This window comes from Rhodococcus sp. D-6 (assembly GCF_040256695.1).
Classification (GTDB): Bacteria; Actinomycetota; Actinomycetes; order Mycobacteriales; family Mycobacteriaceae; genus Rhodococcus; species Rhodococcus pyridinivorans.
This window is the reverse complement of sequence record NZ_CP132970.1, coordinates 4,034,068-4,055,676: the sequence shown is the minus strand read 5'-3', so window position 1 is coordinate 4,055,676 and position 21,609 is coordinate 4,034,068. Positions and strand designations below refer to the sequence as shown.

Genomic DNA, 21,609 nt, shown 5'->3' with positions numbered 1-21,609 from the left:
CTGAAGAACGGTGGTTCGGCGATTCCGAACCGGTGCAACCACTCTCGCTCTGACACTCAAAGGGTGTTGCACATCAGGACGGTCGGCTAGCCGATTCACCCGACCACGAATCCCGCGATCGGCGGCAAGTCGACACCATCGGGGCGGTCGACGAGCCGTAGTCCGTCCCGGCGCACCGGTGAGCCTTCCTTGTAGTACGTCAGTACCTGCGCAGCGAGCGCCCGCGTTGCCTCCTCGCGAGTGCGGGTTCTCATGCGGCGCAGCCGAATGTCGGCGTCGAACACGACGGTGGTGTCGTGCACTGACACCCTGCCTTGATCGATCGTCGGCACGCCCGTCATGTTCGCTGCCCACGCGTACCCGACGACCTGCTCGAGATAGGCCACCGCATCCTCGTCGGGCTCGTCGTCGAAGATGACCCCGAACCGGGTATATCTGTCGAAGTCAACACCGGATGCGCTGAGCGGACGCAACACTGCGCCACCGCGCCAGGCTGGAAGCTGCTGCCGCATGTTCGGTCGAATGACTGTCATGCGCGGCCGCCGAGCGCGAGGGGTTGCACGCCCATCCCGTAGACGTCATGGATCGCGTCCTGAACGCACTCGATGCTGTCGAGGTCGGTGCAGGCCGAGAGCATCGTCGCGAGTGCAACCTCCAATCCGAGGCCAGCGTCGAGGACCTTCTGCGTGACCAGCAGGTCCGCGATCTGAGGCACCCAGCAACCGAGGCCACCGTCGTTCTTCTCCTCGGCGTTGCGGGTGTGCAGGTTGCGGGCGACCTTGATCAGCTTCGGGTCGACACCGGCTGCCTCCGCGGCCGTGAAGTCCGCTGCAACCTCGATCGCGATCGGGAACCGCCGCTTGATCGCGTCATCGAGTGGGCGAACGCCCTGGCCGTACTCGTTGTAGCCGATGACCATCCAGAACCCGTCAGCGGCGACGACCGGTTCGGACCCCGGCAGATCGTCGATGTTCAGGGTGCGGCGCCCGTCGGCCACCGACATGAGCACGGCCATGGTCTCGGACGGCACGCGAGAGGCCTCGTCGAGGAAGAACACCTTGCCTTCGCGCATCGCTCGGGTCAGCGGACCGTCGCGCCATTCGAACCCACCATCGGGCAGCGGAAGGTACTGGCCGACGAAGTGCGAGACGTTGGTATCACCATGGCCCTGCATCACGACCAGGTCGGTGCCGAACGCGCCGTAGGGCACGGTGGACTTACCGCCGCCCGCGGGTCCGTGCAGGCGCACGAACAGATCGGGCGAGTTGGCGCGCAGATGCCGCATGAGGGCGACGTCGGTATGCCCGGCGACCTGTCGTGGGTACATCGTGTGCCCGTTCGGCAGCACGATCCCGTTGCGCTCGCTGGGGTCGACGGTCAGGCCGGTCACCCGCGAGGCCGACGGCGCTGCGGTGGCAGCGGTGGCAGATGCCGGCACGGGGGAGAGGGTCTGAGCGACCACGGCCTCGACGGTCGAGACGTCAGCCGACAACACCGCGTTCTCATGTTGAGCAACGGCGACGAGTTCGGCGGGATCGATCTCGCCGGTGGCTGCGACGTCGAAGGTGACCGGACCTGCAAGGACCGTGTCGTAGCTGCCCTTCGAGCACTTTTTCGTCCATACATCGGCCATCGCGGCGACCGCAGTGTCGATCGAGGCGTACTGCTTGTTGGACTGAACGCGCATCCGGTTGCCGACCCAGTTGGCGAAGCCGCCGGAGGCCGTGGCGAATCGGAAGGACGAGCCGTCGCGGTACACGAATGCCGCGTATACCTTCTGCTCGGGGCTATTCGGATCCTGGACGGCGAATCCGGCGACGGTCGTGGTCATGGCGTGTTCTCCTGATGGTGTTGGTCGTAATCGGTGTGCCACCAACGTATGAACGGTCACGCCACGGTGTTTCAGACCTCGAAGGTGGTGCGGTCGGCTGCGTAGGCTCTACCGCACTCTGACCGCGCTTCCTCTCAGCCACTTCCAGGCGTGTTTTCCCACGTTCGACGAGATCTGTCCGGGGCGCGGTGATGACCGGATGTATACCCGGAATTTGGGTGGTGCAACACCTTTCGCGTGTGGTTCGTAGCGTCGGCAGCGTTCACGATCGCGAGATGACGAGGAGCAGGCGATGTACTACACAGATCTCAAAGGCGAGCCCGCCGTGGGTGAACTCTGGTCGCCCGGCCCGAAGATGCACACCGTGTGGGTTCTCACCGCTGGCGAACCAATCGTCGTCGACACCCGCACGATGACCGAGATGCGCTACCTGGCCCCCGAGCTGGGCGTTCCGCATTCGAAGAGCGCCGTCGACGCGGCGCGGAAGGTTATCGAGGCGTGCCCTGCCTCCGGATATCCGCGCACTCTCACTCCTCGCGATGCTGCCGAGGCTGAGGCAGTCGGCCACGCCCGCACCGTCATCGCCGAACGTCAGGCATTCGACAACGACTGGCATCAGCGGCAGATTCGCCGTGGTCAGCGCGCCCCGTTGAGCAAGAAGGCGTGGGCAGAGCTGTTCGCAGCACGCATCGCTGAGTTCACCGTCGACAGTCCGGTCCTGTTGGCCCCGGCCGCTTGAGCCGATGAACGCAACGTCTCCGGCCATGCGGGTCGGAGGCGTTGCGTTCGATGTCAGCGCTGCGCGGGCCGGCGCACCTCACCATCGGAGCCGCACCTCGGGCCCTCAGCTGTTCGTGATCTGCACCCGTGCACGGTGAGCAGCTATGGCCGATCTGGACGATCCATGTGTCATCGGAGGCGCGCTGCCGCTGTCCGCCCGACCTCGCCAAAGTGAACGTCACTGACGCGACGGCGAAGCCCGAATCGACGCGATCCGCTGTGCCGCGGCACGCGCCAAGCAGCCAATTCACTATGAAACACGTTTGCAGACAACGTCATAACGTCGTTCCCATCGACATCATGACGGATCCACGGAGGAATTGATGAGCAGTGCACGAGTCATTGACCAGCTCGAGGTCATCCACACCTACAGTCGCGCCGACGCGATCGCAGACGGTGTTCTGCACGATGTCACCGAGCTCGCCGCCGAACAGGGCATCCAGTACCCGGTCGCGATCGCAACCCACGCGTGGGATGCCGCCGTGGCCTGGGACCCCGCGCACGGTGCGATGCAGGACGAGACCGGCCGCCAGTGGGACGTACTGACAATGGCTGCCATGGCGTTGCGTCGCGCCCGTCGGCTCGGTCTGACGGGCCTGCAGATCTTCACCGTGTACGTCGTCCCGAACCGTCCCGGTGCCGACGAGCCGGAGCCGGTCAACCTCGGCATCTCCGTCGGTCCCGGCGACAACTACGAGCCGGTGCTGACGATCACGGGACCCGCGGACCTCTGACGCGGTTGGGCGTATCCCTTCGTCCCCCGTCCCGGAACGGGTCCGTTCCGGGACGGGGCGTCACGAGACCAATCGGAGTCATCGCGGCTGCCGCGATGACGTGCCGATAGTGGTTCCCTGCCGAGAAGACTGTCCGCCCGCAGTGGATCCTCCGCCGGCGCACATCCTGCGATGGGAACCGACCGGCTGCCTCCGGAACGCTCGCTTGCAACTCTGTAGGACCGACGTCGAGACGATCGGTGCAACCACAAACCCACGACCGACAGGAGCACCGAATGCCCGCCACCGCCACTGCTACCACTGCTCGCACCGCTTGGGAGAGTCCGGCCCACCCACAGTGGCGACAGCTCGGCTCCCGGCTGACCGACTGGGTCGACACTCTCACCCCACGCCGCGACGTCCTCGTGTCGGTGCTCCCGCATCATCCGGGCAGCGGCCAGCCCGCAGGGGTGTTCAACCACCGCACCGCTCGCATCACCCTCGACGCCACCCAAGCGATGCCCGGTCGACCCGACCCCGATCGCATCGATCTACGCGACGAGCGGGACCGCGCGCGATTCCCGGTTCTAACCGGCGTCCTCGCTCACGAGGTAGGCCACGCCACCCACACGACGCGTCGCTACGGGTTGAACGGCGCTGTCGCAGAGTGGGCAGCGTTGCTCGAGGAGCCGCGCATGGAGGGCCGGGTGGCCGCAGGTAATCCCCAGGCGCGCCGTTGGTTGCAGGCCTCGGCGCTGCACCTACTCGGGCAGATCGATCCCACAAGCACCGATCACGCCGCCCGCACCCTGGTCCTGCTCGGTGGCCGCATTCTGGCTGGTGTGCTCGACGAGGAGTCGTTGCCGGACCTGGACGCCGCGTTGGCGCCGTGGTTGACCTCGGAGCAGATCGCCGTCATTGCCGAGCAGACCGACCGGGCGGTCTCCGCGGCCGACGGTGATACCGAGGCAATCACCGCCGCCGCCGAGACGATCGCCTCGCTGTTCGGAGACGACGCCGAGATCGCGCGCGACGGAGACGGTGACGGTGAGGGTGACTGCGGTGCGCATTACGGCCCGCCCGGGGACGGTCCGCTCGCGGCTGCGCTGACTGCTGTCGCTGTTGTCGCTGCCCGAGAGCTGCGTGCGGCTGCCGGCATCGTCGATCCGTCCCCTGCGGCTGCGGCTGCTCGCGCAGCGCGGCAGGCCCACACTGCACGGGCCGCCGAGGACCAGCGCATCGCCCGCCAGGGACTGCACGAGTCTCGTCGACGCCAACCGACTGCTGACGATCACAAGCACGCGAAGGCACTGACTCGGAGCCTCGAGTCGGCGGCATTGCGTGCTGTCGATGTGGCCCGCACGCCGTCGTCGACCCCACCGGGACGACTGCGGACCTCGCAATTGGTGCGGAGGCAGGGACAGATTCATGCCCGGGTGCGGCCGACCGCGACCCCATGGGAGAACGCCCGCCGACGGACGGTCGACACACCCAGCCTGCTCGTGGGGGTCGCGCTCGACATCTCCGGGTCGATGGAACCTTTCGCTGAGCCCACAGCGGTGGCCGCATGGGCGCTGGCCCGGGCCGTACGACAGGTCGGCGGCAAGGCCGCGACAGTGACCTGGAATCACACTCCGTCATTGCTGCCGGTCGCAGCCGTGAGTGGATCGGTCCCTGTGCCGGCGATCGGCGGGGGATCCATCGGCTTGCCGGCTGCGCTGCGCGTCCTCGACCGCGAGCTCGTCCTCGGTCGCGATCAGGGCGCTCGGATGGTCGTTGTGGTGACGGACGGTGATCTTCCGAACCCTGTCGCGGTGCGCGAGGAGGTGGAGAGGTTGATCGCTGCTGGTGTGCGGGTCTTGTGGCTTGTGACGGAGGACGGTGGGATGACACCGCCTGTGGGGGCAGAGGTCGCGGTGATCGAGGACCCGAGCCGCATCGGGCAGCTTATCGGTGCTGCGGCGGTGACTGCGTTGAGGTCGGAGAAGTGACAGGTCGTGGAAATAGCTCAGCCCCCACCGTGTGGTGGGGGCTGGGACTCTTAAGACTCGCGCTCGCATGAACTCAGCGTCTGCGGCACGTACGGCTGTGTCGGCCGACCCGGCAAGCCGGGGTCTGTATGTGTGCTTCCCCTCGGGGCGCGGGATCAGTATGGCACAAGATGTGGCTTACGCAAAGCCCCAATGTGGCTTAAAAGTTGCTTCGTGATGCTGCTGCCTGCCATCCCTGGTGGCTCATATGCACCTTAGCCAGCACAAGTTTATGTTTCAATCGGGTGCGCCAACGATTCGGGACAAAGCAACAATTTGCCCTCGGATTGCCCAAAGGTGATGCTGACGGAGCAACGAAAAAACCCCACGAACCCGCCTCGATTCATGCCCTGCGCAGCGGTGATCGTATGGTGGAGCGACGATCGAGCCATGCAATCCGCGTAGCGATAGCCCGGGGGGGCGCGCGAGATGGAGGTAACCAGGGGTGGCGCAGTACGACCCAGGTGAGCAGACGGACCCAAACGCACGGAAGCGCGTCGACGAACTGCTTGTCGAAATCCACGAGTCGATGCCCGGCCCGTGGTCATTCGAAGAGTTCAGGACGTGGTTGTCTCGCCGCCGCGGCGTCCCCATCGAGATTCGGCCCCGACCGGACGATCAGCACGTCGACGCTCCATGTGGGTGGACCCTTGTCTGCGAGGACCGCGACATCGTCTACTACCCCCTCGACACACCTGAGACCCGATCACGATTCATCACCTACCACGAGTTCGCACACCTGCTGTTCAACCACGACGACGGTGAAACCGATCGCCAAGCCCTGGCCCGCGAACTCGCTCCCGACGTGGACCCCGAACTCGTGAAGAAGGTCTTCGGCCGCACAAACTACGACCGACCCGAAGAACAGGAGGCCGAACTCCTTGCCCTGCACCTACTGCGCAATGACGTCGAACACCTGGGCATCGGTGTCCGATCCAGCAACCCGAAAGTTGCCACGCGCGTCGGTCGGGCGCTACGGCTGCTTCGGGGTCGATAGATGACCTCGACACTGCCGGCCGCCATCGAGTGGCCGATGATGATCATCCTTCTCACCGTCGCCCTGCTACGGGCGCTGTTCCTACACTCGCGCCTCGACCAGCGATTGACGACCATGCTCGTCTTCTGGGGATTCTGTGCACTCCTGCGTGACCCCCACATCCAGGACCAGCTGGCCCAGCACCTCGTGGATCCGTCAGTTATCCGTCAGACAACCCACATGTTCGCCATGCTCGCCAGTGCGGCGATCATCGGCGCATGCGCGCTCTGGGCCGCCCCTGCGGAACGATCGACGACCGGTCTCGCCGCCGCATGGCACCGGCCCGAAACGCAGCCGATCGTCTATACCGTGGTCTTGACCATGGGACTCGCGCTCTTCCCGCTCTCTGCACCTGCCCGTGCCGCCGGACAGACGCTCGAACAACATGGCGGATGGCAGCTGATCGCCTACATGGTGGTCTATGCGGCCCCTACGATCGTCGCGATCAGCGCGGTGGCGGTGCTCCTCATCGAAGCGGCACGGCAAACGAAGAGTGCGCTGGCGGCCGTCGGATTCGCGCTGGCCGTCGTGGCGTGCGCGATCTCCCTGCTCGACTCCACCACCCGCATCATCAACGCCTGTTTCCTCTACGGCGGTCACCGCAACGCGTTCACAATCTGGCGTAGCGAATCGAACGATGTGCTGTTCTTGCCCGAAGTGACCCTCATCGCGCTCGTACTGACCGGCCCGCTGGTGAACCGACTGGCAGAGCGAATGGGACTGGACAAATCGAGCCGTCAGGTCCGCCGTCTCACCCCCATGTGGAACGACCTGTCCGGCGCTGTGCCGACCGTCATCCTGCAACAGCGCCCCGACCGCGCCGACGAGCTCGCTCAGCGAATGAGCATCGAAATCTGGGACACCCTAATCCGGCTTCGCGACTATCTTCCGCCGCGACTGATTCCCCGGCGCACCCCCGACCTGTCGCACATCCGTGAGCGCGACCGGGTCGGCGTGACAGCAGCGCTTGCGGTGCAGGAGGCGATCGAGGGCTATCGCACCGGGACTCCTCCCGAGTCGTCTTCCGCCACTCCCTCCGACCTCAACCATCTCGATCTTGAAGAACTGGCCCGCGGATGGGTACTAGCTCCTCACACCCTCCGCACCGAGACCGAAGAACAGACAACCACGGAAGGACATGGGCGGCCCGGGCTGTCCACACCACATGGCTGAGCACAACACCATTCCGCATCCCCCCAAACGACTTCCCATCGTCGGCGACGTACTCGGCATGGATCGCGCCAAGCCCAACCAGAAGACCCTCGTCATGCACGAGCTTCTCGGCCCGATCTACCGCCGCACGATCATGGGCATGCACCTGACCTTCGCGTCCGGCGCCGACGTCGTGGCTGACCTCAACGACGAGACCCGATTCCGCAAGCACGTGGGCCGGCCGATCGCCCAGCTGCGTGAACTTGCCGGCAACGGCCTGTTCACCGCAGACAATGGAACCGGCGCCTGGACCGCAGCCCACAACGTCCTCATGCCCGGGTTCACCAAGGACGCCATGCGGGGCTACCACGACACGATGAGCGACACCCTCGCCGAACTCCTCAAGTCCTGGGACCAACGCCCGAGCCAGGCCCTCGACGTCACATCCGAGATGAGCAAGCTGACCAGCGAGGTCATCGGCAGGTGCGGATTCGGCCGCTCGTTCGGCTCGTTCGACCGCGACGAAGTCGACCCCTTCGTCTCAGCCATCCAACGCGCTCTCGACTACTCACAGCGCTCGTCGATCCCACTGCCGATCCTGGGCAAGCTGCTCGGCCGCGCAGAGGCCCGCCAGAACGTCGAGGACATCGCCTACCTGCGCTCGGTCGTCGACGACGTGATCGACGCCCGAGCGCAGGGCACCGGGACACATTCCGATCTGCTCGACCTGATGCTCAACAACCCGGACCCTGACACCGGGAAGAACCTCGACCGCGAAAACATCCGCGACCAGGTGATCACCTTCCTGATCGCCGGCAACGAGACCACGTCGAATGCGCTGTCGTTCGCGCTGCATCTGCTTGCCACCCATCCGGAAGTTGCCGCCCAAGTTCGCGCCGAGATCGACGCCGTGTGGCCGGATCGGTCCCGGCCGCAGCTATCCTTCGACCAGGTTTCCAAGCTGCGCTACACCCGCCGAGTGATCGACGAGACGTTGCGTCTGTGGCCTGCAGCGCCAGGCTACTTCCGGGAAGCAATCGAGGACACCACCGTGGCCGGCGGCTACGAGTTCAAGGCAGGGGACTGGGCATTCATCCTGTTGCTGCGTCTGCACCGGGACCCGGTCTGGGGGCCTGACCCCGAGCGCTTCGACCCGGATCGGTTCCTGCCCGAGAACGTCAAGGCACGTCCCGGTCACGTCTACAAGCCCTTCGGCACCGGGATTCGGTCGTGCATCGGTCGGCAGTTCGCGTTGCACGAGATGCAGCTCGCGCTGGCGACGATCGTGCACCAGTACGACCTGGTGGCCGACCCGGACTACTCCTTGGAGGTTGCCGAACTGCTGACCTTGCGGCCGGCAGGGCTCAAACTCGAGTTCCGTCCGAGGTAATGGAGCCGCGGCGGTGTTCGTCCACCAGCGCCTCGAGTTCGGTAACCAGCGATTCGAGGCTGCTCTGGGCGCCATCGCCGCCGCGGAAGCAGATGCCGTTGAGTTTGGCGTCGCGGGCTGCGATCAGCGCGCGGAACTGCAGGTCGTAGTTCGCGGTCCCCGGAAGGTCGATCAAGTAGTTCTCGGGAGCAGAGAACTCACGAGCGATGGCTGCGAGGAGGTCATCGCCCGCGCCCGGGTGGGTACCGCTGCGCAACGCGATGATGTCATCGGCGGTGATCTCTGTACCCAGATCAGCAGATACCGCTGCGGCGACAGACTGAGCAGACCGCTCGGACTGTCCGAACTCATGGGCGAGCTGGAACAGCCGGTCTACACGCGTAGCCACTTCGGCAGCTGTCACGAGTCGATGCCTCCTCTGCGGCTAGCGAATCGTTCCTCGAATCGTGCCGCTAGTTCTTCCGGTATGCCGTTTGCGCGGCCAATCAACCAGCGCCGGTAGTAGCGCTCCTCGGCAGAGGGTTCCTCAGGATCGACCGGTTCAGCAAGATGCGCGCTGAACGCGAATTCGATCATGGTAGGGATGCCGTTCTTCGAACTACGGTTCCGTTCGAGGATGTCGGTGACCCAGGTCCCGGTCAGGGAGGAAACAAAGCGCTGCAACGCCTCAGTGGTGCTGGCCAGCCGATGATTGCCGTCGTCTTCCTCGGCGAGGACAGTCAACGAATTCAGGATCTCCAACAGTTCCGTGAGCTGCTCGAGCGAAACAGGGACTTCCATCGGCCCGAGTTCGAACGCTGGCGCAAGGGAAGCTGGACGGACTGGAGGTTCGGGCAGAGGGGTGGGATGTCCGCCGGCCCACACACGTGCCGCGCTGCCCGGCTCCCATCGCAACGCATGATCGAAGCGATTGCGGGTGGTGGCGGTCGGCTCGCTGCCTTCCGCGCGCTCAATGCGCGTCTGTGTGGTGTCCGAGGGGCCACCAGCTGCTGTGACGTCGTCCTGCGTCATCCCGAGTGCTTCGCGGCGCTCGCGCACGATACGTCCGAAGCGGACGCGGTTGGACGCCTTCATGCCTCACAGCCTAGGGGACCAAGCGACATCAAAGCTAATTGATGGCGAAAAAAGTTCACGATCGACATGCCTCCTTATTCGCCACATGACCTGCGGCTATTACATCTGTCTTGGACATGTCCTCTGTTCGAATGATGCCAGGGTGTCACTTTTGAAGCCGCACGACGGGACGGATGCGCAGCATTATGTCCGATAGAAACACTGGTTCTCCCGGCTGTCCGACGCGAAGCGACCGCTTCTCGCAGTACAGGCACGGTTCATGAGAACTAACTGTGGACGCTCCATTCGCGTGAGATCTGAAACACAGCAGCGGCCCGTTCATAGCGTCGAATCCGACATCGCATCCCAGCCACATCGGAGGTTCACATGACCGCTCCCGCCGCCACCCGCATCCCCGCCAGCCGCGCACTCGGCGCCGACATCAGCGCCGCACGCAACGTCCACGATGCCCTCGAACTCGCCGGGCTGGCCTGGGGGATCGAAGAGCACCCGGCCGATAGCTTCGCCCTCACCACCCCAGGTGGGGTCACCATGACCGGCATGCCGGGGATGCGCTTCTTCCTGCGTTCGGACACCAAGGAGGCGTTGCACCTCGGCGGTGCCCGGTACACACCTGTCACCAACGCGGACGCATTCGCCGCCGCCGACGCTGCGGTCGCGATGGGCGCCCGGTTCGCCACCGGCGGCGCCTTGCGCGGGGGTCGACAGACGTACTTGGAGCTGGATCTGCCGGATGCGGCGGTGAAGGTCGGCGGCAAGGATCTGGTGGCCTTCACGCTCCTACTTCGCACTGCCCACGATGGGTCCGGCCGCGTCTCGGGCGAGGCCCGAGTGAAGCGTCTGGTCTGCACGAATGGGATGACCGCAAACATCGGGTTTCCCGCTACGTTCGCGATCGGTCACACCCGTTCCGCGCACGATCGACTCGCTGCCGCTACGACGATGGTTCAGGGCGCGGTCCGCTTCGCGAAGGAGTTCAGCGCGATCGCGGATCACATGCTCGACACCCCGATGACGCTGACTGAGTTCGGCGCGTTCATCGACGCTATGTACCCGCGGCCCGACGAAGAGAACGCGCGCGAGTTCGGCCGGTGGGAGCGCCGTCGTCACGAGCTGATCGAACTGTTCCGCTTCGCGGACACCAACGATCTCGGCCGGGGAAGCCGCTGGGGCGCGTACTCGGCGCTGACCGAGTACGTCGACTGGTTCGCACCGGTCCGGGGCGGCGACGACGCCCGGGCGACGCGTCAACTCGACGGCACCGCCCAAGGCGCCAAGGACCGGGCAATGAAGATTCTCGCCGGCGTTTGATCGCTCGCTGGAAAGGGCGGGGAGGCCTGCAGGCCTCCCCGCCCTTTCTCGTCGGCGCGTTGTGCTGTCCGCCTCTAATTCAGCCGACCTCCCGCGAACCGTGGGTATCACGGGTATCACGGGTATCGCGTGTTTTCCGGGTACTAGGACTGCAACACTGCAGGTCGGAGGGGAGCAGGGTCGAGTCATCACTCCAACCAGCAGAAAGGACACCCGTGATGACCATCGTGCAGCCAACCGGGAAAATGAGTGCCCGGCAGCTCCGCCACAAGCTCAACGTCGCCCACGCGTCCGGGCGGCTTCAGCCCAACGGCCGCGCACGCGCCGCGAAGGGCAAGTGGCGGGGCGACCGCTCCGCCACCCGCCGCCGTGCGATCTCCGAGCAGGTGAGGTGATGACTGTTCTCGACACGATCTGCGCTCAGATCGACGTATGGGAGAGCGTTCGGAACGACGCCACCGATCAGATCGCGCGCTTGGCGGTCGAACGCGTCCGACAGGTTGCTGCCGTGGTGCACCCGGATGCTCGGGCCTTGCACCTGGGCTGTGACGGTGACGGGTACTACCTCATGGGCATGTTCGCCGATGGCGGCCGCGACATGATCGACGGCACGGTCGACATCGATGGCATCGATCCCGACGATGACCTCACCGACGTTGTCTCGGCGCTCCCTTCGGGTGCTGCCGCCTACGACCGTGACGCCCAGACGTATCTCGTCACGCTGCCTGGTGGCGCGCCTCGGTGCGCTGCGTGCGGTCGCACCTATGACGAGGACGACTCGTGCGCCGACGACCTCTACGGTCGTCATCGCTTCGCCTGACCATCCACCTCGCGGCCTCACCCGACCTCTGTGGGGTGAGGCCGCTGGTGTGCATGGCGGGACGGGGCAATGGGGCTGTCCGTTAGGCGCGGAGGACGCTACGGATGCCGAAATATGTGACTGAAATACCCGTTCCATGAAAGGGGTACTTTTGCAGCATGAACGGGACACGCTGGTTGACAATCGCAGCCGAACTCGCCACCACCCAATGGGGCCTGTTCACCACCGCCCAAGCCCGCGCCGCCGGCATGCACCCCAAGCACCTCGCCACCCTCGCCGACGCCGGCGCCATCCACCACGTCCGCCACGGCATCCACCGCATCCACGGCGCCCCCTGGCACCCCCACGAAGACCTCCGGGCAGCCTGGCTCGCACTCGACCCCACCCGCACCGCCGACGAGCGCCTCACCGAAGACCCCATCACCGCAGCCGTCTCACACCGCAGTGCCGCCAAGGTCCTTCAGCTCGGCGACGTCGATGCAGACCACCTCGAGTTCACCCTCCCGCGCCGGCGCCAGACCCGACTGGCCGACCAGCGATTCCACGTCGGCGCCCTCGCCTCCGACGACACCGAGCTCGTCGACGGCCTACCCGTCACCACCGCAGCACGCACCATCGACGACCTCGCCGCCGACCTCCTCGACGGTGGCCACCTCGCCGGAATCATCCACACCGCAATCAGCACCGGACGACTCACCTACGACGCGGCCGCCACAATCCTCGACCGGCACTCCCGCCGCTACGGCCACCCCCGCAACAACGGCCAGCGGCTGCTCGAGCATCTCCTCGCCTGACCAACACCCAGAGGTTCATCCTCGGGGCACACGGGGTCTACTCAATCGCCGGGAGACAACGGTAGACCGACCATCTCCTCGAACTCTGCCCGGCGATCGTCCTCCAACCTGTCCCAGACATCCCGGTACGAGTGCCACGGGATGCCATGGTGAATCCCAGCAGGCTCGCCCCAAAAGCCGACGTTCAACTGCTGTTACCGGCGACGCGGGAATGCACTGCAGCGTCATGAACTGTCGGTCCCCCCTGTCCGCGAACACGCTCACGCTCCCAGGAGACGCCGGCTATTCGTCGCCCTCCCGGACCGGAAACTGCACTGCAACACCGGGAACCACCGCCGCAGACGATTCCCTGCATGACCCAGCGATACCGCAGCACCGGCGCCTTCCACATGGCCCTGAACGCACGCATCAAGTCCGTAGCTGCTGCCACCGGCGCACCAGCCGCACAGGTCCGCCGCCAGTTCCTGGCTCAACGGTTCCTTGCCCGCGTGTTCGCCGACCCCACCGCTCCCTGGATCCTGACCGGCGGCACCGGGCTCCTGGTCCGTCTCGCAGGCGCACGGCACAGCGAGGACCTCGACCTGCTCCACACCAGCGCAGGCACCGACGCCGAAACGGCAATCGACGACCTGCGAGCGACCATCGCCGCTACCGAAGGTCTCGACCCGTTCCGGTTCACGATCAGCGTGCCAGCCACGCTCCACGGCCTGACCGGCGGCGCCACCGTGCGCGTCAACGCACACCTCGGAACCACCCCCGCCGGGAACTTCCCCGTCGACCTGGTCGTCGGCCGTAGCACCGTCGGACGCATCGAACGCCTCGCTCCGGCACCGGTACTCGACCTCGACGGCATCACCCCCACGCCCGCGATCGCCCTCTATCCCATCGCGGACCAGCTGGCCGACAAGATCGCCGCGACCTACTTCCGCTACGGCCCGCGTCGCTCGCCGTCGACCCGCTTCCACGACCTGGTCGATCTGCTGTTCATCGTCACCCATTGCGCCATCCCCGCCGCCGACACCCATGCGGCGCTCACCAGCGAATTCCGCCGTCGACAGATGCCCGCCGTCACAGCCATATCCGTACCCGGCGACCGCTGGCATGACGGCTACCGTCGCACCGCTCGACTCGCTGGACTCCCCTCCGAGTACACCGATCTCGACCACGCCCTCGCGACGGTGGGCGCATGCCTGAACCCACTGCTCGACAGCACCCGCACCACCGGCACGTGGTGCCCGGACGCTGGCGCCTGGCTCGACGACTAACCGTCCCGGGGCTCACGCCCGGCACCCTCCCGGCCAGAACTCACGCTGTCCGACACCCTCGCACGTGGCGAATGCCCAAACCAGCACTGCACAGATCGCCGCTGCAACAACGGAACTCGGCGCACGAGACGGTGAAACCGCACCGCCGCCCTAACACCAGGAGCCGACCATGACCCTGTCGCTGATCATCCCGATGGCCGCATTCGTCGCCGCTGCCGGCATCGGAGCCCGCAAGTGGCTCTACGTCCCCTTGGTGCTGCTCGCGATCCCCGCGCCCGCAGTCGCCACGGTCCTCGCCTCGATTGCCCTGGTCTGGCTCGCTCGCCGCTACGCCGCCAACGCTCGCCCCATCGCCTCCAGCATCCTCGCCGCAATTTCCCTCATTGGCTGGTTCATCGGCACCGGTCCCAGTCTGCAGGGCTACGGCGCGTTCTCGCTGCTCCTGATCCTCGTTGGCCTCGCCCTCACCGCGGTATCCCTCATCCGAATCACCGGCGCGGATATGGAACCCCAACCTGAGGTCGCGTCGAAGTCAGCCACCGAGTCCAACGCCTGACCTCCGGCCTGGCCGCCAATTGATGAACCAGCGCCGACAACCGGGATTGGCCATGGGTTCTGTCCAACCAATGCGAGAACCCCAGCACCAGCGAGGACGATGGACCGATGCCATACGAACCCATGACCCTGACCACCGCCGATGCAGGGCAACTGCTGACCCTCCAACGCGCCGCTTACGTCGCCGAAGCGCAGGCCCACCGAGACCTCGAACTCCCACCGCTGACCGAAACCCTCGACGAACTGATCACCGAACTCGTCCAGCCCGCGGTCACCGCATTAGGCATCCGCGACGACACCGGACGCCTCATCGCTGCCGTCCGCCTCCCCGCATGAACCACGAACCCCATGCGGCCGAACTTGGCCGCCTCGTCGTCGCACCCGACCAGCAAGGTCGCGGCCTTGGCACCCAACTTCTTCACCATGCCGAGATGCACCTGCAACCGCGAGTGACCGAACTACGACTGTTCACCGGTGAACACAGCGAAGCCAACCTGCGCCTGTACGGAGGACACGGTTACCGCAAAACCGGGCGCACGCCGACCCCCGCCGGCTACGCCCTGATCCACCTCACCAAGCACCTCAACTGACCGCTGTTCACCCACGCGAAGCCGGTGGTGGCTGGCCACGGGATCGGGATCACGCGCAGCCAGCCCGAGACCTCCAACGATCAGAGTTCGCCCGCAACGTCGGCTCGGTAGTGCCTGTTGCTGTCGTCGAGAACCTCATCCCAGTCGACCCCAACCGCATCCGTGAGATGGTGCAGATCAACAAGCAGATCGAGGACCCCGATCTTCAGATCCTCACCGGCATCGCCGACCAGCCGCATGTAGTCGGCGAGCACTCCCACGACGTTCAGCGCCCGCACCGCGTTCGCCTCCGCCGGATCCTCGATCTCGTAGCAACGGGGCGTCTGACTGTGAAGGACCATCGCCTTCGCGAGATCCTCGGCAGATTCCGCAGCCCGCAACGTGGGCAATGCCTTCACCGGCATGGGTCCTCCAGATTTCGTAGTGATCGAGAATGACGGCACCATCGTCGAATCCGTACCTGCCTGGTGTTTCACACCCCATCCCTGCTGCACACTGCCAGTGCTGCGCTGCCGGCCGCGGAGGCGTCTTTGGCAATCGGTCGGCGTGGTGAAGCCCGACCGTACGGTGGCCTCCGCCGCTTGGAGCACCATCAAGCGAGCGTCGAGCGGGGCCACCAGCTGGCTCTCGGCGCGGTAACCGTGAGGAGCGTTGCATGAGGATCCCCGATGACACCCTCGAACAGATCCGGGAGCGGGCCAGGATCGACGAGATCGTCGCCCGCTATACGCGTCTGGTTCCTGCATCCAGGGGAGAGGCGAAGGGCTGCTGTCCGCTCCCGGACCATGACGAAAGGACGCCCTCGTTCTACGTCAACCCCGGAACCGGGGTCTTTCACTGCTTCGGGTGCGACCGAGGCGGGGATGTCATCACCTTTCTCGAACTCGTCGAGCAGCTCACCTTCCGTGAAGCGGTCGAACAGCTCGCCGAACAGGTTGGGGCGGCGATCCTGACCGACCGCGAGCAGGCACACCGCAGCAGCACAGAAGGGACACCGAAACTGCTGCGTGCAGCCCTAGAGATCGCCGCCGAGGTGTACGCAACCGCGATCACTGACGACCCCGCCGCCGCGTCTGCCCGTGAGTACCTGACCGAGCGCGGCTTCACCGACGCGCACATCCGTCAGTGGGGGATCGGCTTCGCACCTCGCGGCCGCACCACGGTCCTCGGCGCACACCTGGCCACCCGCGGGCTGCCCGCGAATGCTGGACACGATGCCGGGCTCATCCGTCGGGGCCGGGCCGGTCAGCCCTACGACACCTTCGCCGGCCGACTGATCTGGCCCCTGCGCGACCCGCAGGGCCGCATCGTCGGGCTCGCCGGTCGCAGCCTCGATGACCCCGGCCACAACCCCGACCGCTACCGCAAATACGTCAACAGCGACGACAGTGCTCTGTTCCGCAAGTCCGACACGCTTTTCGGGCTTGCAGCCGCACGACCCGCCATCGTCAGGCAGCGACGCGTGATCGTCGTCGAGGGATACACCGACGTCATGGCAGTGGCAGCCGCCGGACATCCCGAGGTCGTCGGTGTGTGCGGCACCGCTTTCACCGCGACACACGCACGACTGCTGTCCAGACTCCTCGGGTCCGACGGAGAGATCGTCGTGATGTTCGACGCGGACGACGCGGGCCAGACCGCCGCCTGGAAGATCGCTGTCGCCTGCCACCAGTTCGCGACGGTCACCCTCGCAGTTCCGGGGAAGAGCGGTTCGGACCCGTGTCAGCTGCGCGCCGATCACGGCGACCAAGCCGTAAGGGACGCCGTAAACGCACGTCAACCTCTGATTCGGCAGATCCTCGGCCGCCTCCTCGTCGACGCTGACACACCCGAGAAGGCAGCCGTGGCCGCGCGCCGGGCAACAGCGATGCTCGGCGAACTCACCGACGACGTCCTGATCCTGCGGTACCGACGATGGCTGGCCGGCGAACTCGGGATCCCCGAAGGCCAACTTCAGGTCCCCGCCCCACCGTCACCACCGCCGTCCCTCAAAGTCACTCCGATCGAGCGTTTGGACTGCATTCGAGATCTCGCGGCCCAACTCGTCGACGACCCAACACTGTGGAGTCGCCTGCAGCTACCCGAGGTGCTCGAACTCGCAGATCTGCTTCCCGACCGGTACTGCGCCGTCGTCGAGCGCGCCGCGGTGGCCCCACCGGAGATCCCGGACCGATGGGCCTGGCTGCTGTCCACGGCTCCCGATGAGGCAGCGCGTGCTGCGGTGACAGCGTTGCGGGCCGGCGCACCGCTGCAGCGGGAGCCGATGAGAGCGGTGAGCGAATGTGCGCGGGCGTACGGCCCGGCGCGGTTGGCTGCGGTGCGGGCGGTAACAGCCGACCCCGACTCGGTTGGCAGGTTCGCCCAGTTGGCGGCCGGGCTATCCCGTGTCATGAAGTGATCTGGTGGGTTAGGTTCCACAGCAGAGGGATCAAGTCAGGTGCAGAGCAGATTCGCAGCGAGGGCAGTTCAACGCTGACCGGGACCGATCCAGAGCATCGGTCCCGGTCAGACGAGGAGAATTACGCGGGTTCGCAGACGCGCCCTGAGTTGGGGCGTAGCTCGTTGCCGTTGATCTCGAGGCCCGTTTGTGCGGCGCCTAGCCGGCCGACAGCAACCTTGCCGGTGCCAATGCGGTTCACAGAACCGTCGGGGTTGGGAGTGGCGCAGTCGTAGTAGATGAAGTATCCGCCGTCGGGCTTCTCGCGCATGATGCGCTGCATCAGGTTGACATGGATTCGGCGCAGGCCAAGCGCGTCATCGCTGCCGAGGTGAACATGGGCGATGATGAGGTCATCGTCGTCGCTGGCGATCTCGTACGGCGGTACCTCGACCTCTGCGACGGGGGCGGTCGATGAGCTTGTCGCTGCCGGAGCTGCGGATTCGTCGCGGTCGGGACCGAACACGAAGCGATCGCACGCGACGAGAACCAAGTACACGACAACGATTCCGCCCACGACCTTCGCCGCGGTGGTCTTCCAGTTTCGTGAATTGGTCTCCTGAGGCTGTTGAGATTCTGGGTGCCCCGCCGCTGGAAGAGGTGGTGCTGAATTCGTGGCCTGGTGGGTGTGTTCTGTCCACCGATGTCCATCCCACCAACGAACGAGGTGGGGGTTGTCGGGATCGGGGTGCCAGCCGGGCGGCGGGGTGGTCATGCGCTGTTGATTCCTTTCGTCCGCTAATTATCTGGACTGGACTGCTCGTCGTTACCTCACGGAGTGAGGTCCGCGTCACCCGGCGGCGCCCCGCTGCCTCGCGATCGGCGCTCTCGCAGCGCCCGACGGAGAGGAGCTCGATCGTCTCGAAGCGAAGTCTCGACACAGACTGCAACACCGGCGCATTGGTGTCGGCATCGTTGCTTACGTTCGGAGCAACGATCGAAAACACACCAACCGGAAGGACTTACCGATGACGACAGGATTCACCGCGCCGCGCGGTCGAGGACGGCGAAGCCCCGTCAAGCCGATTGGTTCGACGCGACCCGCGGCCGCCGCGCCGGCCCAGGAGCCGACACCCACCGGCGACCCGACACCGACCCCGCCCGAGCCAACCCCGGCCGCGACCGGCGACGCCGCACCCTCACCCTCACCCGCCGCCGAGTTCACTCCCGAGGGGGAGGAGCAAGCCACAGTCCCCGAGCCGACTCGCGGCGTCCCGTCGGGTTCCGCGCCCGATTCGGCGTCGACTGCCGAAGCACCGGCCGCGCCGGTACGCGAGCAGCCGCGCCCCGCTGCACAGGCGAAGCCGCGGACCACCGCACCCACCCCGGAGCCGGAGCAGCCCGCAGTCCCGGTCGCCCAGCCCGAGCAGGACCAGCAGCCCACGCCTCTCCCCAGGGAAGCCTCGCGAACCGCCGGCCACCCCACCCCCGCCACGCCGCTCGTGGTGGTCTCGAACGGGACCGTCAGCTATGCCAGCTCTTCGATCCACGTGCTCGACCTCGACGCCGCCACCCGCGCCGACAACGCACACGCCGTCCTCGACACCATCACTGCGCTCAAGGAAGCCGCCACCGACGGACCGGTCGAAGACCTGGTCAACACGTTGTTCGGCATCCTGCGCGCCAAGGTCTGAGAACCACACACAGCTCCGCCCCGATGCGTTGGGGCGGGCCGGACCACACCACGAGCCACCGAAGGGAAGACCCATGATCACCGTCAGTGCGGAACCCGCAACGGTCGCCAGTTTCGCAGCCCACCTGATCGCCGACGAGGACCGGATCGACCGCCTCCTCCCGAAAGACCCGTGGTTCCACCACGGCTCTGCCTACCTCGACAGCGCATACGGCATTCTCGCCGAATACCTGGCCGGAGTCTGGCAGACGCTGACCTCGACCGAGCCTGCCCTCGCCCTGCACGGTGCGGTCGCCGGCGCTGCCGTCGAGGTCACCGTGGACCTCGTCGGACCCGAACCGAATGAGCAATCCCTCAGCGGCGTCGTGTACCTCGACCTCCCGAACATCGACACCCTCCGACTCGCACTCCCGAACGTCACCCGCGATACCGACATGTTCTCCGCGCACCACCTGTACGACCCTGCCGCCCAGATCAACCACGTGATCGCGACCCTGTGCGATCTCGTCAACAGGGCACTGAAGCCGGTATCCACACTGCTCGACACCACGGCCTGACGGCCGCACAAGCTCTGAAACACCCGCCATCGCAGGCCCATAACGTTCGGGACGAACCAACAACCTCCCGAAAGGACCACTCATGACACCTGCGACTCTGCCCGCGACGGAACTGCCCATCCCCGACCTCGACTGGTCGATCGCGTCCTACAAAGGCCACCCGACCTCCGACGGTTTCGCGTACGTCGCGAGTCTGCGGCGCAACGGCAAGAAGGTCGCCAGCGTCGAGCACGACGGCCGCGGCGGCACCGTGATGGTGTTCTGGACTACGGCCGCGAAGGAACACCGCCAGGCCTGGAACCGGTGGGTCGCCGACTACCAGAGCCTGCACCCTGAGAACGCTGCCTACGAACCCGAGAGCACTGCCGTCGAGTCGCTGATCGACGAGTACGAGGTTGCAGCGAAGCTCCGACGTGCGACACGGCGCGAAACGCCCGTGCTTCGACCCGGCGAATCCGTCCTCTCCTCCGGCGGCTTCACCGCACTTCGCGGTCTCCCTGACTCGCCCGAGGTCAAGGCATTCCTGAGGAAGCCCGACCACGACTTCGATCGATTCTGGGACGGAAAGCGCTGGGTCAAGCTGTGAGATACGCGGGCCGGTGACGAGCGAATTGCTTGCCACCGGCCCGTTCTCGTTCTGCGACGCCGCCGACTGGATAACCAGCGACGTAGCGTCTCGCACCGAGCACACCGGATCGTTCCCTACCGGTGACCCCAACGACAGGAGACGAGTATGCCCCAGCGCGACAGCATTGTGGTCCTCACCGAGAGTGAGGCCGCCGTGGTCACGGCCGCCACCAACAACGACCACATCAAGGAGGCGATCAAGGCGCTCAATGCTCGGATCACCGAGAACAGCGCGGCCATGAAGTCGACGCGGTCGGGACCGAAGACCTCCGAGGAGTTCGAGAAGGCGCGGAACGCGGCACAGGAGAACCTCCAGTTGCTGGAGGCGCTGCCCGAGAGTGAGGGCAAGGCCGCGTTGGTCAACGAGTTGAAGCAGGCCGCCGTCCTCTTCGACGAGGGTCTGGCCATGCACGGGCAGGGAAACTGACCTATGACCGCAACGATGGATGCAGCAGATCAAGGGCTCGCGACGAAGGCAGCCCGCATCCAGGCGATGCGTGCGCGGCTGTCGGTTCTCGATCCCGACCAGTCTCGGCTGTTCGCAGAGACCGCAGCAGCAGCGTCCGATGCCCAGAGCAACGCATTGGACGAGCTCACGGAGGTGATCGAAAGTCGAGGCGTTGCAATGGGTTTCTATCGGGAGTCGCGTCCGCGTGCATTTCTGGCGCATGAGGCCGTGTGTCGAGATGCCCGGCTGCCTGGGGTTTTTCCCTACGGCGCGGAGGCAGCGGCGGTGAGCGCGTCCGCGGCGATCCTCTACGAAAACGAGGCACTGGTTGCCGGCCATGGGGTGCGCTCCGCTTTGTTGGCTCCGGTGGTGGCCATCCTCGGTCCGGAGCGGGACTGGACGGTGCCCGAAGCAGGCTGACTCGTTCGGCCACGCCGATACGCCGGTGTATCCACAGTCACTGTGGGGTGCGCCGGCGTATTTCGTTGTGCATCAATAGGGCAGACGTGTCGACTTGATGCCTGCCGGGGTGGGCGAGGGGACCTCGGTCGGCGTGAGGTCGACAA

The 21,609-nt window shown here is 65.9% G+C and carries 26 protein-coding genes; 20 read left to right on the top strand and 6 right to left on the bottom strand.

Translation table 11 applies throughout. The features are described from left to right. Positions 1 to 95: 95 nt before the first annotated feature. Positions 96 to 533: a hypothetical protein gene (locus RBB84_RS18955; protein ID WP_138845976.1), complete on the bottom strand. Its 438-nt coding sequence runs from the start codon at positions 531 to 533 to the stop codon at positions 96 to 98. Continuing rightward, positions 530 to 1,831 (bottom strand): AAA family ATPase, encoded by a 1,302-nt coding sequence (locus RBB84_RS18950; protein WP_193904139.1) that lies wholly within the window; start codon positions 1,829 to 1,831, stop codon positions 530 to 532. The genes RBB84_RS18955 and RBB84_RS18950 overlap by 4 nt, the downstream gene beginning before the upstream one ends. Before the next feature lie 292 nt (positions 1,832 to 2,123). On the opposite strand from RBB84_RS18950, the gene RBB84_RS18945 reads away from it, so the two are divergent. The 6 genes from RBB84_RS18945 to RBB84_RS18920 all read left to right on the top strand — a co-directional run bounded on the left by RBB84_RS18945 (position 2,124) and on the right by RBB84_RS18920 (position 8,932). Further along, positions 2,124 to 2,570, top strand: a complete 447-nt coding sequence (locus tag RBB84_RS18945; RefSeq protein ID WP_229568611.1) for a hypothetical protein — start codon at positions 2,124 to 2,126, stop codon at positions 2,568 to 2,570. 364 nt (positions 2,571 to 2,934) lie between these two features. Next, entirely contained in the window at positions 2,935 to 3,345 is a 411-nt protein-coding gene (locus RBB84_RS18940; RefSeq protein ID WP_229568612.1) for a DUF6573 family protein, read from the top strand. 275 nt (positions 3,346 to 3,620) lie between these two features. Beyond that, positions 3,621 to 5,315, top strand: a complete 1,695-nt coding sequence (locus tag RBB84_RS18935; RefSeq protein WP_350246453.1) for a VWA domain-containing protein — start codon at positions 3,621 to 3,623, stop codon at positions 5,313 to 5,315. A gap of 607 nt (positions 5,316 to 5,922) precedes the next feature. Next, positions 5,923 to 6,351, top strand: coding sequence for an ImmA/IrrE family metallo-endopeptidase (locus tag RBB84_RS18930; protein WP_217580336.1), 429 nt, complete (start codon positions 5,923 to 5,925; stop codon positions 6,349 to 6,351). Further along, a complete protein-coding gene (locus tag RBB84_RS18925) occupies positions 6,352 to 7,563 on the top strand; it encodes an MAB_1171c family putative transporter (protein ID WP_350246452.1) in 1,212 nt (403 codons plus the stop codon). After that, positions 7,556 to 8,932, top strand: coding sequence for a cytochrome P450 (locus RBB84_RS18920; protein ID WP_350246451.1), 1,377 nt, complete (start codon positions 7,556 to 7,558; stop codon positions 8,930 to 8,932). Before RBB84_RS18925 ends, RBB84_RS18920 begins: the two co-directional genes overlap by 8 nt. Here RBB84_RS18920 and RBB84_RS18915 read toward each other — a convergent pair. Together RBB84_RS18915 and RBB84_RS18910 are read right to left on the bottom strand one after the other, a co-directional pair. Further along, the gene (locus RBB84_RS18915; RefSeq protein WP_169690397.1) at positions 8,907 to 9,335 is read right to left on the bottom strand and encodes a hypothetical protein; all 429 of its coding nucleotides are present in this window, start codon (positions 9,333 to 9,335) and stop codon (positions 8,907 to 8,909) included. The two genes, RBB84_RS18920 and RBB84_RS18915, sit on opposite strands and share 26 nt — an antisense overlap. Beyond that, positions 9,332 to 10,006 carry a helix-turn-helix domain-containing protein gene (locus RBB84_RS18910; RefSeq protein WP_350246449.1) on the bottom strand — a complete coding sequence of 225 codons (675 nt, stop codon included), beginning with the start codon at positions 10,004 to 10,006 and terminating at the stop codon, positions 9,332 to 9,334. The genes RBB84_RS18915 and RBB84_RS18910 overlap by 4 nt, the downstream gene beginning before the upstream one ends. A gap of 366 nt (positions 10,007 to 10,372) precedes the next feature. Here RBB84_RS18910 and RBB84_RS18905 point away from each other — a divergent pair, with 366 nt between their 5' ends. From RBB84_RS18905 to RBB84_RS18870, 8 genes are all read left to right on the top strand, one after another. Then, the gene (locus RBB84_RS18905; RefSeq protein WP_169690399.1) at positions 10,373 to 11,317 is read left to right on the top strand and encodes a DUF932 domain-containing protein; all 945 of its coding nucleotides are present in this window, start codon (positions 10,373 to 10,375) and stop codon (positions 11,315 to 11,317) included. A gap of 245 nt (positions 11,318 to 11,562) precedes the next feature. After that, positions 11,563 to 11,712: a hypothetical protein gene (locus RBB84_RS18900; RefSeq protein WP_175428138.1), complete on the top strand. Its 150-nt coding sequence runs from the start codon at positions 11,563 to 11,565 to the stop codon at positions 11,710 to 11,712. Then, positions 11,712 to 12,137 carry a hypothetical protein gene (locus RBB84_RS18895; RefSeq protein WP_138845965.1) on the top strand — a complete coding sequence of 142 codons (426 nt, stop codon included), beginning with the start codon at positions 11,712 to 11,714 and terminating at the stop codon, positions 12,135 to 12,137. Before RBB84_RS18900 ends, RBB84_RS18895 begins: the two co-directional genes overlap by 1 nt. 158 nt (positions 12,138 to 12,295) lie before the next feature. Continuing rightward, on the top strand, positions 12,296 to 12,931 hold the full coding sequence (locus RBB84_RS18890; protein WP_138845964.1) for a type IV toxin-antitoxin system AbiEi family antitoxin domain-containing protein: 636 nt from the start codon (positions 12,296 to 12,298) through the stop codon (positions 12,929 to 12,931). A 353-nt stretch (positions 12,932 to 13,284) separates the two neighbouring features. Further along, entirely contained in the window at positions 13,285 to 14,196 is a 912-nt protein-coding gene (locus tag RBB84_RS18885; protein WP_229568621.1) for a nucleotidyl transferase AbiEii/AbiGii toxin family protein, read from the top strand. A gap of 169 nt (positions 14,197 to 14,365) precedes the next feature. Then, the gene (locus RBB84_RS18880; RefSeq protein ID WP_138845962.1) at positions 14,366 to 14,752 is read left to right on the top strand and encodes a hypothetical protein; all 387 of its coding nucleotides are present in this window, start codon (positions 14,366 to 14,368) and stop codon (positions 14,750 to 14,752) included. Between the two features lie 107 nt (positions 14,753 to 14,859). After that, positions 14,860 to 15,087, top strand: coding sequence for a hypothetical protein (locus RBB84_RS18875; RefSeq protein ID WP_350246446.1), 228 nt, complete (start codon positions 14,860 to 14,862; stop codon positions 15,085 to 15,087). Further along, positions 15,084 to 15,341 (top strand): GNAT family N-acetyltransferase, encoded by a 258-nt coding sequence (locus RBB84_RS18870; protein WP_350246444.1) that lies wholly within the window; start codon positions 15,084 to 15,086, stop codon positions 15,339 to 15,341. The genes RBB84_RS18875 and RBB84_RS18870 overlap by 4 nt, the downstream gene beginning before the upstream one ends. An 80-nt stretch (positions 15,342 to 15,421) precedes the next feature. On the opposite strand, the gene RBB84_RS18865 is transcribed toward RBB84_RS18870, so the two are convergent. Then, entirely contained in the window at positions 15,422 to 15,958 is a 537-nt protein-coding gene (locus RBB84_RS18865; RefSeq protein WP_350246443.1) for a hypothetical protein, read from the bottom strand. Between the two features lie 38 nt (positions 15,959 to 15,996). Between RBB84_RS18865 and dnaG the strand changes: the two genes are divergently transcribed. Next, the gene (gene dnaG / locus RBB84_RS18860; RefSeq protein ID WP_350246442.1) at positions 15,997 to 17,739 is read left to right on the top strand and encodes a DNA primase; all 1,743 of its coding nucleotides are present in this window, start codon (positions 15,997 to 15,999) and stop codon (positions 17,737 to 17,739) included. A 121-nt stretch (positions 17,740 to 17,860) separates the two neighbouring features. On the opposite strand, the gene RBB84_RS18855 is transcribed toward dnaG, so the two are convergent. Continuing rightward, entirely contained in the window at positions 17,861 to 18,493 is a 633-nt protein-coding gene (locus RBB84_RS18855; protein ID WP_138845959.1) for a DUF2510 domain-containing protein, read from the bottom strand. 253 nt (positions 18,494 to 18,746) lie between these two features. Between RBB84_RS18855 and RBB84_RS18850 the strand changes: the two genes are divergently transcribed. The 5 genes from RBB84_RS18850 (at position 18,747) to RBB84_RS18830 (ending at position 21,463) form a co-directional block, all read left to right on the top strand. Further along, positions 18,747 to 19,412 (top strand): hypothetical protein, encoded by a 666-nt coding sequence (locus RBB84_RS18850; RefSeq protein WP_193904151.1) that lies wholly within the window; start codon positions 18,747 to 18,749, stop codon positions 19,410 to 19,412. Positions 19,413 to 19,485: 73 nt separating this feature from the next. Further along, positions 19,486 to 19,968, top strand: coding sequence for a hypothetical protein (locus RBB84_RS18845; RefSeq protein ID WP_350246440.1), 483 nt, complete (start codon positions 19,486 to 19,488; stop codon positions 19,966 to 19,968). Positions 19,969 to 20,050: 82 nt separating this feature from the next. Continuing rightward, positions 20,051 to 20,554: a hypothetical protein gene (locus tag RBB84_RS18840; protein WP_326603422.1), complete on the top strand. Its 504-nt coding sequence runs from the start codon at positions 20,051 to 20,053 to the stop codon at positions 20,552 to 20,554. Positions 20,555 to 20,701: 147 nt separating this feature from the next. After that, the gene (locus tag RBB84_RS18835; RefSeq protein ID WP_193904154.1) at positions 20,702 to 21,022 is read left to right on the top strand and encodes a hypothetical protein; all 321 of its coding nucleotides are present in this window, start codon (positions 20,702 to 20,704) and stop codon (positions 21,020 to 21,022) included. A gap of 3 nt (positions 21,023 to 21,025) precedes the next feature. Then, entirely contained in the window at positions 21,026 to 21,463 is a 438-nt protein-coding gene (locus tag RBB84_RS18830) for a hypothetical protein (protein WP_193904155.1), read from the top strand. The last annotated feature ends 146 nt before the right edge of the window (positions 21,464 to 21,609 follow it).